The 15034-nt window shown below is 36.6% G+C and carries 16 protein-coding genes; 11 read left to right on the forward strand and 5 right to left on the reverse strand.

From position 1 onward, the window contains the following. The first annotated feature begins 3 nt into the window (after positions 1-3). The 7 genes from CYP64_RS09235 (at position 4) to CYP64_RS09265 (ending at position 6184) form a co-directional block, all read left to right on the forward strand. Positions 4-969: an ABC transporter substrate-binding protein gene (locus tag CYP64_RS09235; protein ID WP_103649528.1), complete on the forward strand. Its 966-nt coding sequence runs from the start codon at positions 4-6 to the stop codon at positions 967-969. Next, entirely contained in the window at positions 966-1763 is a 798-nt protein-coding gene (locus tag CYP64_RS09240) for an ABC transporter permease (RefSeq protein WP_054196111.1), read from the forward strand. Before CYP64_RS09235 ends, CYP64_RS09240 begins: the two co-directional genes overlap by 4 nt. Next, on the forward strand, positions 1763-2452 hold the full coding sequence (locus CYP64_RS09245; protein WP_103649529.1) for an ABC transporter ATP-binding protein: 690 nt from the start codon (positions 1763-1765) through the stop codon (positions 2450-2452). The genes CYP64_RS09240 and CYP64_RS09245 overlap by 1 nt, the downstream gene beginning before the upstream one ends. After that, on the forward strand, positions 2445-3551 hold the full coding sequence (locus CYP64_RS09250; RefSeq protein ID WP_103649604.1) for an NnrS family protein: 1107 nt from the start codon (positions 2445-2447) through the stop codon (positions 3549-3551). The genes CYP64_RS09245 and CYP64_RS09250 overlap by 8 nt, the downstream gene beginning before the upstream one ends. Before the next feature lie 111 nt (positions 3552-3662). Further along, a complete protein-coding gene (locus CYP64_RS09255) occupies positions 3663-4208 on the forward strand; it encodes a hypothetical protein (protein ID WP_103649530.1) in 546 nt (181 codons plus the stop codon). Between the two features lie 87 nt (positions 4209-4295). Continuing rightward, positions 4296-4523, forward strand: coding sequence for a hypothetical protein (locus CYP64_RS09260; RefSeq protein ID WP_258033000.1), 228 nt, complete (start codon positions 4296-4298; stop codon positions 4521-4523). 44 nt (positions 4524-4567) lie between these two features. After that, positions 4568-6184: an AAA family ATPase gene (locus CYP64_RS09265; RefSeq protein WP_103649531.1), complete on the forward strand. Its 1617-nt coding sequence runs from the start codon at positions 4568-4570 to the stop codon at positions 6182-6184. A 39-nt stretch (positions 6185-6223) separates the two neighbouring features. Here CYP64_RS09265 and CYP64_RS09270 read toward each other — a convergent pair whose 3' ends face one another. Further along, on the reverse strand, positions 6224-7438 hold the full coding sequence (locus CYP64_RS09270; protein ID WP_103624606.1) for a saccharopine dehydrogenase family protein: 1215 nt from the start codon (positions 7436-7438) through the stop codon (positions 6224-6226). A gap of 656 nt (positions 7439-8094) precedes the next feature. On the opposite strand from CYP64_RS09270, the gene CYP64_RS09275 reads away from it, so the two are divergent. Both CYP64_RS09275 and CYP64_RS09280 read left to right on the forward strand, forming a co-directional pair. Beyond that, positions 8095-8544: a hypothetical protein gene (locus tag CYP64_RS09275; protein WP_219336681.1), complete on the forward strand. Its 450-nt coding sequence runs from the start codon at positions 8095-8097 to the stop codon at positions 8542-8544. 63 nt (positions 8545-8607) lie between these two features. Next, a complete protein-coding gene (locus tag CYP64_RS09280) occupies positions 8608-9330 on the forward strand; it encodes a tetratricopeptide repeat protein (protein WP_103649532.1) in 723 nt (240 codons plus the stop codon). On the opposite strand, the gene CYP64_RS09285 is transcribed toward CYP64_RS09280, so the two are convergent. Beyond that, positions 9323-9964, reverse strand: a complete 642-nt coding sequence (locus tag CYP64_RS09285) for a non-canonical purine NTP pyrophosphatase (RefSeq protein ID WP_103649533.1) — start codon at positions 9962-9964, stop codon at positions 9323-9325. The two genes, CYP64_RS09280 and CYP64_RS09285, sit on opposite strands and share 8 nt — an antisense overlap. Before the next feature lie 113 nt (positions 9965-10077). Between CYP64_RS09285 and CYP64_RS09290 the strand changes: the two genes are divergently transcribed. Both CYP64_RS09290 and CYP64_RS09295 read left to right on the forward strand, forming a co-directional pair. Beyond that, positions 10078-11379: an MFS transporter gene (locus tag CYP64_RS09290; protein WP_103649534.1), complete on the forward strand. Its 1302-nt coding sequence runs from the start codon at positions 10078-10080 to the stop codon at positions 11377-11379. After that, positions 11376-12512 carry an NAD(P)/FAD-dependent oxidoreductase gene (locus tag CYP64_RS09295; RefSeq protein ID WP_103649535.1) on the forward strand — a complete coding sequence of 379 codons (1137 nt, stop codon included), beginning with the start codon at positions 11376-11378 and terminating at the stop codon, positions 12510-12512. Before CYP64_RS09290 ends, CYP64_RS09295 begins: the two co-directional genes overlap by 4 nt. Before the next feature lie 249 nt (positions 12513-12761). On the opposite strand, the gene CYP64_RS09300 is transcribed toward CYP64_RS09295, so the two are convergent. The 3 genes from CYP64_RS09300 to rpsI form a co-directional block, all read right to left on the reverse strand. Next, the gene (locus CYP64_RS09300; protein ID WP_103649536.1) at positions 12762-13400 is read right to left on the reverse strand and encodes an HAD family hydrolase; all 639 of its coding nucleotides are present in this window, start codon (positions 13398-13400) and stop codon (positions 12762-12764) included. A gap of 74 nt (positions 13401-13474) precedes the next feature. After that, a complete protein-coding gene (locus tag CYP64_RS09305) occupies positions 13475-14491 on the reverse strand; it encodes an OmpA family protein (protein WP_084041636.1) in 1017 nt (338 codons plus the stop codon). A 153-nt stretch (positions 14492-14644) separates the two neighbouring features. Further along, entirely contained in the window at positions 14645-15034 is a 390-nt protein-coding gene (gene rpsI / locus CYP64_RS09310) for a 30S ribosomal protein S9 (RefSeq protein ID WP_021084780.1), read from the reverse strand.

Genomic DNA, 15034 nt, shown 5'->3' on the forward strand with positions numbered 1-15034 from the left:
AAGATGTTAGATAGAAGAAAATTTTTAGGACTTAGCACAGCTTTAGGCGTTAGCGCATTTGCACCAAATTTATTTGCAAAAGAGAGCTTTACTATGTGGGGCGCACCAGCGATCCCAAGCGTTATCATGGCAGTTGCTGCGCTGCAAGGCGAGTTAAATAAAACTTATGATGTAAGCCTAAATATCTGGAAAACACCAGATCAGCTTCGTGCAGGCGTGGCTAGCGGAGACATTAAGGTTACGATGTCACCATCAAATGTCGCTGCAAATTTAAGAAATCAAGGGCTTGATTTTACTATGTTAAATTTACTAACCCTTGGCGTTATGAACGCTATGGTTAAGGATGAAAAGATCAAAAATTTAGAGGATTTTGTAGGCAAAAAGCTAGTAATGCCATTTCGAGGTGATATGCCTGATCTTGTCCTAAGGGCACTTTGCAAGAAGCTAGGCATAGATGTTAGCAAAATAGACATTACCTATACAGCAACGCCGCCTGAGGCTCTGCTTTTATTTTTACAAAAAGATTTTGACATTTTAATAGTCCCACAACCTCTTGGCGAAGCGACTATTTTGCGCGGTAAAAAAGCAGGCGTTAGCGTGCATTACTCAGTTGATTTTCCAAAAATTTGGGGCGAGAGCTTTGGTACAAAACCGATAATCCCAATGGCTGGCATTATCGTAGAAAGAGGCTTTTACGAGAAAAACTTAAGTCTATTTGACACGCTTCATAGCGATCTTAAAAATGCTCTTTCTTGGATTCTTGAAAACAAACAAAGTGCAGCAAAGATAGGCTCAAGCTACTTGCCAGCTCCAGAAGTAGCACTCGCAAATGCTTTTGACAAGGCAAATCTAACAGTAACAAAAGCAAATGAACTACAAAATGAGATCATGGCATTTTTTGAAGAAATTTATCAGTTTAATCCAAAATTTCTAGGCGGCAAGATGCCAGATAAAGGTCTATTTTTATGATACTAATTGATGGCATCAAAAAAGATCGCTCAAGCTTTTTAAAAATAATTGACTATTTTTGGGGCGGATTTAGCGGATTTGCCGTAGTTTTTTTGATCTTAGCTATTTGGCAAGTGGGAAGCGAGTTTAGCTCCCCACTCTTGCTTCCGCCACCAAAAGATGTATTTTTAAAAGCCTGTGAAATTTTAAAAGATTATAAAAACAGCGAGATAAATATAACGCTTTGCAGATCACTGATCGGAGTTTGCTCGGCAACATTTTTTGGTATATTTTTAGGGCTAATAGCAGGTAGTTTTAAAAGTTTTGCAGCCTTTTTAAAGCCTGTTATTACCTTGCTTTTGTCAATGCCACCAATTATTTGGATAGTACTTGCTATTTTTTGGTTTGGATTTGGAAATTTTAGCACCGTTTTTACTATCTTTATAACCGTTTTACCGCTTACTTTTGCAAGCTCAGCAGTTGCTATGAGTAGCGTAGATGAGGAGCTAAAAGAGATGTTTGACGCTTATAATCTAGGAATTTTAAAAAAGATAAGACACCTTTACATCCCGCATCTTACAAGCTACATAATAAGCTCTATTAGCGTAGCTGTCGCAATGGGCGTAAAGATAGTCATAATGGCTGAGCTACTTGGCGCAAATAACGGCATGGGAGCAAAGATAGCAAATGCAAGAGCGATGCTTGAAACAACCGAGGTAATGGCGTATGTTCTTTTAAGCATCACTCTTATCATGCTTTTTGAATATCTCATCATCGAGCCATTAAAAATAGCTTTGATGCCTTGGAGAAGATGATGCTTGAGCTTAAAAATGTAGAGTATGAAATTTTAAGAGATAAGGTCGTAAGGAATTTTAGTCTAAATGTAAAAGGTGGCGAGGTGGTGACGCTTTTTGGACCATCAGGATGTGGTAAGACGACGATACTTCGGCTTATTAGCGGACTAAATGAGCCTAGAAAAGGAAAAATTTTTAATAATTTTAAAAAGACTACATATTTTTTCCAAGAAAATCGCCTACTTACATGGAAAAATGCTCTTGAAAATGTGCTTTTAGTTATGGATAAACCAGATGTTAACGCTGTTTTAGAGCTTTTTAAAAAGGTTGGACTAAGTCAAAAGGACACTTTAAAATACCCAAGTGAGCTAAGCGGTGGCATGAGACAAAGGGTCGCTTTCGTAAGAGCGGTTGTAACAAAGCCTGATCTACTTTTGATGGATGAGCCTTTTTCTGGGCTTGATTATGATATGAAAGAAATTTTGATTGAGATTATTGGCCAAAGAGTAAGTGAAGGTATGAGCGTGGTTCTCGTTACACACGATAGAATGGAAGCTGTGAAGATGTCAAATAGAATTTATTTCTTATCAAGTAAAGGTGCAGTTATACAAAAAGAGCTTATTTTAGATGAGGCTTTTAAAAACCGTGATTTTGAATTTATTAGCAAAACAATAGATGAAAATTTTAAAGGGCAAATTTATTATGATTAACAACTTTTTTACATATCCTATGAGGATATTTTTTCTTACCAGTGCTGCCTGTGCTGTGCTGGGAGCTGCTATATTTTTTACACCAACTGATTTTGTGAGTTTGCATAAATTTATATTTTTACATCTTTTTTTAGCACTTGCCTATGCTGGATTTTTACTCACTGGGCTAACCGACTGGACAAATTTCAGTTCCTCACTAAAAGTCCACGCTTACATTTTATTTTCACTCTTTGCAACTAGCTTTATAGCTGCACTTTTTAGCTTATTTTTAGCACATTTTTTTATTACGCTTTTTTGGGCATATCTAGTGATGCTTTGCCTTTATATGATCTGGCGAGATAAAAATCTTGATCAATTTGGCGTGCTTGGATTTTTATTTGGTATTTTAGGTTTTGAAATCTACTATCTAATAAGTGGCAACGAAAAATTTTTAAATTTGCAAATTTATCTTCATATCATCGCCATCTTACTTATTTCATATCGTGTTAGCGTTGTGCTTGGCAAAGAAGCACTAAAGCGAGAAAAAGATATGGATGAGGCTATTTTTGTACCAAATTTTATCTATAAAAATATCGCTATTTGCATGACTTGTACATTTTTGCTTTTAAATATATTTTTTGAAGCAAGCATGGGTGTCTATTATGCTGCGATAGCTTGCGGAAGTGCGGTACTTGCAAAGCTTAAAGAGTGGCACTATAAAGAGCTTTTTAAACATAGTTTTGTGCTTTTATACTATTTTATGCAACTATTTTTAGCGGTTGGTTTTTTAGGCATCGGCTTTAGCGGTATTTTTGAGCTCCATCTTGAAACAAATTTTATGCATCTAATAGCGATAAATGCAGTAATTTTTAGCGTAATGCTTATATTTAATGTCGCAGGACTTCGTCACAGCGGACAAGAGCTTGAGTTTTTACGCCTTAGTAAGCTTGCTTTTATTTTAGTTCTTTTAGCTGGTGTTAGCAGAGGAATTTTGGCTTATTTTTGGAGTGGATTTTACATTCATTTACCAGCAACACTCATAGCAATCGCTTTTGTTTTTTGGCTCATAAATTTTTATGCAATCTTTAGGGATAACGATTTTAGCGATGATCCAGAGTAAGAAGATATTAAAAATTTATTCATTAATTAAAAAGAGTTTTTAAGTCTTTTTTGAAGTAAGTGGATATATAATTTGCGATATTTATTATCAATATTATAAAAAGGATTCTTTATGAATAAACTTACTTCTGTTGCTTTAGCAGCTTCATTTTTTACAGTTACAGCTCTTGCATTTAGCGTAGAAGGTGAACCAAAGGTAACATTTACTGGTTACAAGCTAGCAAATAAAACAGCCGTACCAGGTACTTTTAAAACGATAAATTTTAAAAGTCAAGAGAATGCAAATTTTGCTGATTTTTTAAAGAGCTTTGAATTTAAGCTAGAGCCAAAAGATATTGACACAAAGCTGCCTGACCGCGATAAAAGGATTGGCATTATTTTCGATGGCAAGGCAGTAGATGGTAAGATCATAGCAGTAAATGGCGACGATAAGGCTGGAGAAATGGATGTTGAGCTTAGCATAAATGGCAATTCAAAAATTTTTAAAACAAAATATGAAGTGCAAAATGGCAAGCTAGTAGCAAAATTTTCAGTTGATCTTGTAGATGATTTGAAGTTAAATGAGAGCTTTGATAAATTTGCCGCTGCTGCTAAACCATTTCACGGTGGAAAGAGCTATCCAGATGTAGATGTTGGATTTGAAGCAGTGATAAAATAACTTTCAATTTCGGTGCCAGTAAGTTAGCTTGCGCCGAAATTACCTCTTTATCCTCATTTCTTATTCTGTGATGCCAAAAAATCGAAGATGACGGATTTTTCATACAAAAAAGGTGGCAAGAATGCGAAATTTTATTTTAAAGATATCGATGAAATCGACATCCCCGAGATAGACGCCAAGCGCAGAATTAGTGTTTTTAATATAAAATTTAAAAAAGGTGGGCTAGCATACGACCTCATGCAGCCTACCGGCGATGATAATGCCGTGATATACGACAAATACGAGCTATCCAAGCACGAAGTTTTTAAAATTTAAAGCAGAAATTTGAGAAGTGTAATTAAAAATAATAAGGTTTAACAATGAAGGTATCTAAAGTGCGTATACAAGAATTTAAACGTTTTAAGGATTTAACTATTGATTTAGGAGATAGCCCAAAGAAAATCGTTGCTATTGTCGGCCCAAATGGTTGTGGTAAAAGTAGTGTATTGGACGCTTTTATTGCATTAGGCCCATCTTTTGGTGCACGTATAGGAACAGACCCATCCGGTAGTGTTAAGAATTATTTTTTTAGATCAAATAATAAAAATTTCTATGAACTAATTGATATAGATTTTGTTGTAGGTGGTATTGTTTATAGAAAGGATGAACTGCGTAATATAGAAAAATATAAAAATAGTCTAAATAGTCTATTTTCGTTTAGAAGCCCATATAGATATAACAATGATTTAAATATTAAAGAAATTAGAGCAGTCAGCCCAATAGAGGAAAATAGATATGGTGCTAGCTATTCCGTTAGCATTGATGAAAAAATAGAAGAAAACTATAGGGGACTGCTTGCATATTTTAATTCATATAGAGATGACAATGATTTAAAACCGTCTGAAGCTAGAAAACATGTTATAGACCAACTAAATAATTCAATTAAAAACTGTTTAGATTTAGAAATAGTTAGTATGGGAGAAGTTGAAGGTGGCAATGGCACTTTATTTTTCAAAAAGCCTGATTCTGATGTAAAATTTTCTTTCAATAGTTTATCTTCTGGCGAAAAAGAAGTAGTTGATATACTTTTAGATTTATTTTTGAGAAAAGAAAAATATAAAGGCTCTATTTATTTAATAGACGAGCCGGAGCTTCATATAAATACATGTATACAAAGAAATCTTATGAAAGAGATAAATAATCTAATAGATGATGAAGGTCAAATTTGGATAACAACGCACAGTATAGGTTTTTTAAGGGCCTTACAAACGGACTTTATAGGCGATAGTCAAATCATTAAATTTCATAAAAACATTAATCTATCCGATAAAATAGAACTAAAACCCATTGATAAAAACTATAATGAATGGAAAGAAATTTTTGAAACTGCCTTAGACGATTTAACAGGCTTAATTGCACCTAAAAGAATAATTTATTGCGAAGGGAGAGCAGAATTAAAAGATAGCTATGAAAAAGGATTGGATGCAAAGGTATTAAATAATATTTTCAATAAAAAATATCCAGATACTTTATTTGTATCAAGTGGTGGAAATACTGAGCTAGACTATAGAAGTAGAATAGCGATAGCCATACTTGGAAAAGTATTTAAGGACTTGGAAATTTGGGTATTTAAAGATAGGGATATAGCTTCAGGCGGCAATGTGAGTGAATTTGATAGGCAAGAATACCTTGATGGTCAAGAAAATAGCTTTAGAGTTATGAAAAGATGGGAAATAGAAAATTATTTATTTGATAAAGAGATTTTAAAGGCTTATTGCGACAAAAAGGGGTGCCAATTTGATGAGAGTAGGTATGATGCTGTAGTAACAGATGTAGTAAATAACAATGTGAAGGATAAGGGTGGAGAAATTAAAAAGTGTTGTGGCATAACGACGCCTATTAATATTGAAATCTTCAAAGAAAATTTATCAAATTTTATTTTACCAGACACTTTGGTTTATAAAGAGCTTGAAGACTGCATATTTAATAGAAAATAAAAGATGGTAAAGAATTTTACCATCTTGTTAGAATATTTCTTACTTTACTTCATACCTCTCGCCGGGTTTCATTTCGATTATCTCCCACGGCAATCCCTGTTTATTTAGCTCGTCCATGAAAGGCTTGGCGTCGAAATTTTCCATGTTAAAGACGCCTTTTCCACTCCAGATGCCTTTTGCAACCATCATTGAGCCGATCATCGCAGGTACGCCCGTCGTATAGCTCACCGCTTGCGCGCCCGTCTCGGCGAAGCAAGCCTCGTGGTCGCAGACGTTGTAGATATAGACCTGGCGCTCTTTGCCATCTTTTAGGCCGCGGATCACGCAGCCGATGTTGGTTTTACCCTTCGTGCGAGGGCCGAGGCTTGCAGGATCAGGCAACAAGGTCTTTAGAAACTGTATCGGCACGATTTTCACGCCGTTATGCTCGACCTCGTCTATGCGCAGCATCCCCACGTTTTCTAGACACTTCATGTGAGTTAGGTAGCTCTGTCCGAAGGTCATGAAAAAGCGGATTCGCTTTAGCCCCTTGATGTTTTTAACAAGGCTTTCAAGCTCTTCGTGATAGAGCAGGTAGCTGTCCTTGACGCCGACTTTCGGATAGTCCCATTTGAACATTATCTCCATCGGCTCGGTCTCTTTCCACTCGCCGCGCTCCCAGTAGCGACCCCTTGCACTAACTTCGCGCAGGTTGATTTCTGGGTTGAAATTCGTCGCAAACGCATATCCGTGATCGCCCGCATTGCAGTCTAGGATGTCTATCTCATGGATCTCGTCAAAGAGATTTTGCTGCGCATAGGCGCAAAATACGTTCGTCACGCCCGGATCAAAGCCAGAGCCAAGAAGCGCCATGGTGCCCGCCTTTTTAAAATCCTCGTCTTTTGCCCACTGCAATTTGTATTCAAATTTAGCGGTATCGGGGTGCTCGTAGTTTGCAGTGTCGATGTATGGGATGCCGGCGCGAGAGCACGCGTCCATGAGGGTTAGGTCTTGATAAGGCAGCGCGACATTTAAAAGTAAATCGGCACCCGTATTTTTGATGAGCGCGACTACGGCATCGGTGTCGTCCGCGTCGATCTGGGCGGTGTCAATTTGCACGCCTAGGCGGTCTTTGATAAATTTGGCGATCGCGTCGCATTTGCTTTTTGTGCGGCTTGCAAGAGTGATCTTGCTAAAAACGTCCGCGTTCATCGCGCATTTTACGGTCGCGACTTGGCTCACGCCGCCCGCGCCTATGATTAAGATATTTGACATCTAAGCTCCTTTAAATTTTAGTGATTTTAGCAAAGTTAATATTAATTTTAAGAGACGGGGTGCAATTAATTATAAAGTTGGCTATGGCCGGCACAAAGTCTAACAAGAAAGACAAAAAACAGATAGCGCTAACACAGATAGTGGCATGTCGATTGACGGCGGCACAAAATTAAATTTACCTCCTGACAACGCACGATAATTTTTCTCTCAGATTCTATTTTTTAGTTTGAGATAGGTTGTATTAAGAAATAAGCTTAAATTTTTTAGGTTTAATTTTTTCACTAAAATTTGAGCGCCTAAATTTATCCTAAAGCATATCAACGATGTATTATCAAGTTGACTTGTTTTGGGTATAATCAGCATATTTAAATCTAAAAAGCTACCGCAACCGAGTTAAAAAACTTGGTGGATTAGCGCCTGGCAAGAAAACGCAAAAAGAGGCAACAATTATTGAAAATGGCAAGCAAAGACCGAATGAAAAAGAGATAGAAGCCTTAAGTCTTTTTTATAATAGATTTTATTTTTTATATGATGAAATTTCTAGTGAAAATTTCAAAACTCAAGAACCATGCTTTAGATTTTATAGGCTCAGAGAAGCATTTTCGGTATTTAAAGAGATTTCTAATTATGAACCAATTAAAGAATATTTAAAGTGGATGAAAAGAGGAGGACGACCTTTTTTTGAAGGAGTGATTGCCGATGATCTATTTAGTTTTATTAGAAACCTCTTATTGCACTTTCCTATTTTTGACACATGGGATGAAGTCTATATAAACAAAAGTCTTGCCACTTGGGATAAGGCTGGGCAAATAAATAAATTTCTCACCAAGGCAAAAGAATATAAAATTGATGATAAATCAGAGGTCAAATATAGAATATGGGAGACAAAAAAGAAGAAAATGACTTATTTTTCTGTTAAATTTCCCAGTGAATATAATGAAATAACAAATATTTATCTAAAAGATATAATCACAGAAGAGATGGGTATGAAATTTTGCGTGGCGCTAATGAGGCAGATAATTGATACTCAAATCGAGAATCCAGAAGAAGAAGACATAAAAATAATGTCACAAGTTTATTTGCCAAGAAATAATACTGATTTATGAGGCAATACGGGATAAAATTTGCTTTCAATCGTTACAATAGCGCGAAATTTTAAAGGTAAAAACATGAAGAAAATTTTGCCATTTTTAGCGCCTATTTGCCTCTTTGCAAGTAGCTGTGACGAGCTAATACAAGAGAGTGTGAGGGAGTTTTATAAAAGCGATAGAAATTTGGAGAGAGCCATAAATTTAGCCGAGCAAGCGACTGATGTCTGCTTAAAAGAGGGCAATACCGAGCAGGCGATCACTTCGCTCATAAATAGCGCTAGCATTTGCATGGTAAATAAAGAGCCACAAAAGGCGTTAGAGCTCTCACAAAGAGCCCTAGAGCTTGCGGCAAACGTTAGCGACAAGCTGCTACTAGCTCGCTCTTATCATAGCCTAGGTGCGGCACAAAAGGCGCTAGGCAGATACGACGAAGCACTTGCTAATTTTCAAGAAGCTCTAAAAATTTATGACAACGCGCCAAATGCCCCAATGAACGACGAACTCATCTGTATAAAAGGCATCGCTAGCGCCTACTACCTAAAAAACGACTTTGACAAAGCCCACGAAAACCACCTTTTAGCGCTAAATTTACTTGATATCACGCCGGAGTTAAGCGGCAACGAGCTTGTGCGATCAGAGCTTTTAGTAGAGCTTGCTAACGACCTAGCAAAGCTTAATCAAAAGGACGAAGCTACCCAAAACTACAAAAAAGTGCTTGAAATTTTAAATGGAAAAGAGCAAAATCCTCGCGCACTGGATCTTTTAGAGCGAGCCAACAAAGGACTAAAAGAGCTTAACTAAAGTTTTTCTTTAGACTTTTTAGCACGAAATTTGCAAGCTCAAGTCCCTTTGAACGGTGAGAAATTTTAAGCTTCGTCTCATTATCTAGCTCGCCAAGCGTTTTAGTAAAGCCATCTGGGATAAAGAGCGCGTCGTAGCCAAAGCCATTTGTACCACGCTCCTCATCTATCGCTTTGCCATACATAAAGCCATGAGTTGTGTAATCTCCAAATTTTGAGCTAATGGCGATACAGGCGGTGTAGTGAGCTGGTGAGCTCTTTAAATTTAGAACCTTTAGCTTGCCAATTAGCTTTGCTCTATTGTTTGCATCATTTGCGTTTTTGCCACATACTTTGCCATTTTCATCAAGGTCAAAATAGCGAGCTGAGTAGATCCCCGGCTCGCCACCAAGTGCATCCACGCTGATGCCGCTATCATCGCTAAGAGCGATAAACTCATTATCAAGCCCCTGCTCTTTAAGCTTTGCAAAGACAGCTCTTGACTTTATGAGCGCATTTTGCTGAAAAGTGCTGCCATCTTCAACGATCTCAAATGGCTTTACAATCTCGCTTAGAGCGTAAATTTCATAGCCTTTTAAAAACTCTTTTATTTCTTTTACTTTGTCTAAATTTGATGTCGCAAGCACAATCTTCATTGCAAGAGCTCCTTGATTTTTGGGTGTATTTTACAAAAAAGTAGATTAAATTTTTAAATTTAAATTAGCGTTAAAATGATAAACTTAGTCCTTTTAAAAATAAGGAAAATTTTATGTTAAAAAGCGTTTTACCATTATCTTTTATCATAGCAAGCAGATTTTTAGGTCTTTTTATAGTTTTGCCAGTGCTTAGCCTTTATGCCTTAAATTTACGCGGAGCAAACGAGTTTTTAGTAGGGCTAATAGTAGGCGTCTATGCGATCTCACAGATGATATTTCAAGTGCCTTTTGGAGCGCTCTCGGATAGGATAGGACGCAAAAAAACATTAACGATCGGACTTTTGGTTTTTATCATCGGCTCAATAATTTGTGCACTTACAAGCGATATTTTTACCATGCTATTTGGTAGATTTTTACAAGGTGTAGGTGCTATCGGAGCAGTTGCAACTGCGATGATAAGTGACTATATAACAGAAGAAAAACGCTCAAAAGCCATGGCGATAATGGGTGCTTTTATAGGGCTTAGTTTCACACTTTCTATGGTACTTGGGCCATTTCTTGCCAAAGACTACGGACTTTCAAGCCTCTTTTATCTAAGCGCCGCTCTTAGCCTGCTTTGCATTGTACTTCTTTATACCGTTGTGCCAAAAGAGATAAAAGTGAGCGCTAAAAGTGAAAAAGTACCATTTGGTAAGCTGTTTTTACAAAAAGACTACATGATCATAAATTTCACCTCTTTTATGCAAAAGATGCTAGCAAGCATCGCATTTTTGGTGATCCCTATCGTTTTAGTAAAAGAGTATGGTTACGAAAGTAGCGAGCTTTACAAGGTCTATACGCTTGGCGCCGTGCTTGGCTTTTTAGCTATGGGGCTAGCTGGCGCCCTTGGCGATGGCAAGGGACTTAGCAAGGTCATCTTGATAGCTGGCACGCTGCTTTTTGCCCTAACCTACACTATTTTTGCCATTAGCTTTACGCTTTTTATTTTTGTTTTGGGAGTTGCTATATTTTTTATAGGATTTAATCTTCACGAACCCATCATGCAATCAACTGCGACAAAATTTGTAAAATCCTCACAAAAAGGCTCAGCTCTTGGTGTATTTAATTCATTTGGCTATCTAGGAAGCTTTATTGGAGGTGCATTTGGTGGGTATATCTTGCACGCCTTTGGCTTTAAAATACTCGCCATTATCTGCGTGGTGCTTTGCGTGATCTGGCTTATTTTGCTATTTAGCCTAAGCGATCCAAGAATTTTTAAAAATATCTATCTAAGCCCTGAAGTAAGCTTAAATTTAGAGTTACTAAATAGCCAAAAAGGCGTGGTGGATTATTACAAATACGAGAAAAATCAAGTGATAAAATTTGACTCTCGCCTAACAAGCGAGGCGGCTTTAAAAGAGAGCTTGAAGTTTTGATCTACGACGTCATCATCATTGGTGCCGGTGCTAGCGGACTATTTTTAGGAGCAAATTTAAAGAGTAAAAAAGTTGCAATTTTAGAGAAAAATAGCAGCGCTGGCAAAAAGATCCTAGCAAGTGGTGGCGGCAGGTGCAACATCACAAACCGCTTTGTAAGCGCCAAAAACTACCTTGGCGAGCAAAAATTTATAGAGCAAATTTTAAAAGTACTGACCCCAGATCAAGTTTTAAAATTTTTTAGCGAGCTTAAATTTAGTGAGCAAAAGCAAAATCAGTTTTTCTGCGATAGTGGCGCAAAGAGTGTCTTGAGCGTACTTTTAAAAAGGCAAAATGCAGATATTTTTTATAACAAAGAAGTTCTTAGCGCTAAAAAAGTAGATGAAATTTTTGAAATTTTGACAAAAGATGAGAAATTCAGAGCCAGAAATTTAGTCATCGCAAGTGGCGGACTAAGCTATAAAGCCCTTGGCGCAAGTGACATTGGCTATAAAATAGCAAATGATTTTGGCATTGAAATCTCAGCTCTTGCACCTGCACTTGTTGGATTTAGCGTGCAAAAAGAAGAGTTTTGGTTTAAAGAGCTTAGCGGAGTTAGTCTAAATGCTGATGTTGAGATGAACGACAAAAACGACAATCATAAATTTAGTGACAATGTGCTTTTTACACACAGAGGCATAAGCGGCCCAGCGATACTAAACGCATCTTTGTTTTGGCAAAAAGGACGAATCTGCATAAATTTTTTGCCTAGATTTAGTGAGAAAAATTTAATAAATGGTAAAAAGCAGCTTAGCTCGGTTTTACCCTTACCAAAGAGATTTGTGCTAGAGTTTTTAAAAAATTTTGGCCTAAAAGATAGAGCTTTTTATGAATTTAGCGATAAAGAGAGACAAATCATAAAAAGGCTTTTTGCTTATGAATTTGCTCCAGCTGGGACATTTGGCTTTGAAAGAGCGGAAGTCACAAAAGGTGGCGTAAAGAGTAAATTTTTAGATGAAAATTTACAAGACTCTAACGTTAAGGGGCTTTATTTCATTGGTGAGGTCTTGGACATCACTGGCATGCTTGGCGGATATAACTTACATTTTGCATTTGCAAGCGCTCTAAAGGTGGCTAGGGTCTTAAATCTATGATCTCCTAGAAGTTAGCTAATTTTTAGATAAATTTTCATATTTTAAATAAGATAAAATTACCATGAAAGTAGCGTTTTTAAGCAAATTTATTCAGAGTAATTTAGATGTTAAAAATTCATAATAAATACTTTAAAAAGATTTTATGCCAAACAAAAGCAACGAATTTTTGGAATAAATTTTATAGCCAAGCAAACTAAACATTAGGTTGAATTTAATTTAAAGTATAAGTAACTTGGAAATACTAGATTATTAAACCTCTTTTATAAAGTTAACGGCTTCAAATGGATTTGAGAAAATATGTTTACTAAATTTCTCCAAATCACTCTTTTGACCATACCCACAAGTTAGACCCACGCCTGCAACAAAAGCAGCTTGTGCAGCCATTAGATCCATAATGGTATCACCTATCATAAATGCATTATTTTTATTTTTATTAAGTCTAATTAAAGCCAAATTTATAGGCTCTGGATTTGGTTTTGGATTAGTAACATCGTCTCTTCCAATAACAGTTTTTATATATTTCATAACTCCTAAATGCTCAAGCAAGATAATAGAAAATTTTGAAGTTTTCGTAGTAACTATACCCACATCAGCAAAGCTACTTGCCTCCTTTAGTGCTTCGTTTGCATAATTTAAGAGTACCGTCTCATCAAGATAAATTTTTTCATAGCAAGCTTTATACTCTTTTATATAGCTATCAATTAAATTTTTGCTTGCACCAAGTCTTTCAAACATTATTTCAAGCGGATGACCAACCAAAGACTTTAATGTATTATGGTCTGGCTCTTTTTTACCATGAGATAAGAAAGCTCTATCAAATCCTTTTAAAATAGCAGAAGTCGAGTCAATAAGTGTACCGTCCAAATCAAAAAGTATGGTTTTTTTCATTATTTTCTCCGTAGAAATAAAAAAGGGCCTAGCCGAAGCTAAGCCCCTAAAAGAAGTAACCTTAAATAATAAGATTATTTATTGAAAGTAGCTTCAACGCGTCTATTTTGCGCGCGGCCTTCTTTAGTTTTATTTGTAGCAATTGGTTTAAGCTCACCGTAGCCAACTGTTGAAATTTTATCCTCACTTACGCCATAGCCAGCAAGAACATCAGCTACTGCTTTTGCTCTTTTTTCAGATAGTTTTTGGTTATAAGCTTCTGCGCCTACGCTATCAGTGTGACCAGCAAGTACAACTTTATAATCTGGGTGTTCGCCCATAAAGTCAGCTACTTTTTTGATCTCAGCTGCATATTTTGGTCCAACTTTATAGCTATCAAATGCAAAGTTAACATCTAAATCTCTAAGAACGATAACTTTTTCGCATCCTCTTTCATCAACAACTACGCCAGCTGGAGTGTTAGGGCATTGATCTATATCATTTGGCACGCCATCATTATCATCATCAAGAACTGGAGTTGCTGCTGGAGTTGCTGCTGCAACTGGAGCTGCTGCCACAACTGGAGCTGCTTTTGAATCAAGACCGATGCCAAAGCCTAGTGAATAGAATAGGTTGTGATCAGCGTGCTCAAATTTGATAGCGTCTCTTGCCTCTGCCTTAAGAGCAAATCTATCAGTTACTTGGTATCTTAAACCAAAACCATATTGGCCAAAACCGCCATCTTCATTTTTAACAAAAATAGCTGGGACATCTTCATAACCAGCACCAACTAAGCCATATAGACTAACTGGTCCAAAATCAACTATATCTTTTACAAGATTTGCATGATATCTAAGAACTCTTCCTTCTCTTGTTAAGCTACCTGTTTTTTCTTTTGCTTTTTGAGTGTAATCAACACCAAGCTCTACTTGATCAAAGAAGAAATCTTCAAGATTTCTAGCAGCTCTAACACCAACGAAGTTATGGTCTTTTACACGTAGATTTCCCTCTGGGTGAACGCCACCAATAGTTGGAGTAACTTCATAATTATATGCTGCGTTAGACGCAAAAACCGCTGTTGCGGCAACCATAGCTAAAGCAATCTTTTTCATATTTAGAATTCCTTTCTTAGGATTTATTTTAAAGTGGTTTCATTTTAACTAAAAAAATATAAACCAACTCTAAATTCTAATTTAATTAATAATGTAAATTTGAAATTTACATAACCTAAATTTTGCAAATGCAAAAGCACTTGCAAAAAACCATTAACGTTTAGAGAATTGTGGGCTTCTTCTAGCCTTTCTTCTACCAAATTTCTTACGTTCAACAACACGAGAATCTCTAGTTAGCAAGCCTTTTGGTTTAAGCGCCGCTCTAAAATCAGCATCCATGTCAGCTAAAGCACGTGAAATGCCGTGTCTTAAAGCCTCAGCTTGTGCTGAATAACCACCACCTAAAGTTGTAGCTACTACATCTATTAAACTCTCTTGTTTAGTAACTAGAAGTGGCTGAATTACTTTAAGCTTTATAGCTTCATGTCCACCAAGCCAAGTATTAAGATCCATACCATTTACTACGATTTTACCGCTTCCAGCTTTTATCCAAACCTTTGCTACGGCAGTTTTTCTTTTACCAGTTGCATAAACTTTTGCCAT

Origin of the sequence: Campylobacter concisus (assembly GCF_002913945.1) — a bacterium.
GTDB lineage: Bacteria > Campylobacterota > Campylobacteria > Campylobacterales > Campylobacteraceae > Campylobacter_A > Campylobacter_A concisus_P.

Bases quoted from the DNA above. Each gene is read 5' to 3' on its own strand.
- CYP64_RS09235 (WP_103649528.1), top strand. From the start codon at position 4: ATGTTAGATAGAAGAAAATTTTTAGGACTTAGCACAGCTTTAGGCGTT.
- CYP64_RS09240 (WP_054196111.1), top strand. From the start codon at position 966: ATGATACTAATTGATGGCATCAAAAAAGATCGCTCAAGCTTTTTAAAA.
- CYP64_RS09245 (WP_103649529.1), top strand. From the start codon at position 1,763: ATGCTTGAGCTTAAAAATGTAGAGTATGAAATTTTAAGAGATAAGGTC.
- CYP64_RS09250 (WP_103649604.1), top strand. From the start codon at position 2,445: ATGATTAACAACTTTTTTACATATCCTATGAGGATATTTTTTCTTACC.
- CYP64_RS09255 (WP_103649530.1), top strand. From the start codon at position 3,663: ATGAATAAACTTACTTCTGTTGCTTTAGCAGCTTCATTTTTTACAGTT.
- CYP64_RS09260 (WP_258033000.1), top strand. From the start codon at position 4,296: ATGACGGATTTTTCATACAAAAAAGGTGGCAAGAATGCGAAATTTTAT.
- CYP64_RS09265 (WP_103649531.1), top strand. From the start codon at position 4,568: ATGAAGGTATCTAAAGTGCGTATACAAGAATTTAAACGTTTTAAGGAT.
- CYP64_RS09270 (WP_103624606.1), bottom strand. From the start codon at position 7,438: ATGTCAAATATCTTAATCATAGGCGCGGGCGGCGTGAGCCAAGTCGCG.
- CYP64_RS09275 (WP_219336681.1), top strand. From the start codon at position 8,095: ATGAAAAGAGGAGGACGACCTTTTTTTGAAGGAGTGATTGCCGATGAT.
- CYP64_RS09280 (WP_103649532.1), top strand. From the start codon at position 8,608: ATGAAGAAAATTTTGCCATTTTTAGCGCCTATTTGCCTCTTTGCAAGT.
- CYP64_RS09285 (WP_103649533.1), bottom strand. From the start codon at position 9,964: ATGAAGATTGTGCTTGCGACATCAAATTTAGACAAAGTAAAAGAAATA.
- CYP64_RS09290 (WP_103649534.1), top strand. From the start codon at position 10,078: ATGTTAAAAAGCGTTTTACCATTATCTTTTATCATAGCAAGCAGATTT.
- CYP64_RS09300 (WP_103649536.1), bottom strand. From the start codon at position 13,400: ATGAAAAAAACCATACTTTTTGATTTGGACGGTACACTTATTGACTCG.
- CYP64_RS09305 (WP_084041636.1), bottom strand. From the start codon at position 14,491: ATGAAAAAGATTGCTTTAGCTATGGTTGCCGCAACAGCGGTTTTTGCG.
- rpsI (WP_021084780.1), bottom strand. From the start codon at position 15,034: ATGGCAAAAGTTTATGCAACTGGTAAAAGAAAAACTGCCGTAGCAAAG.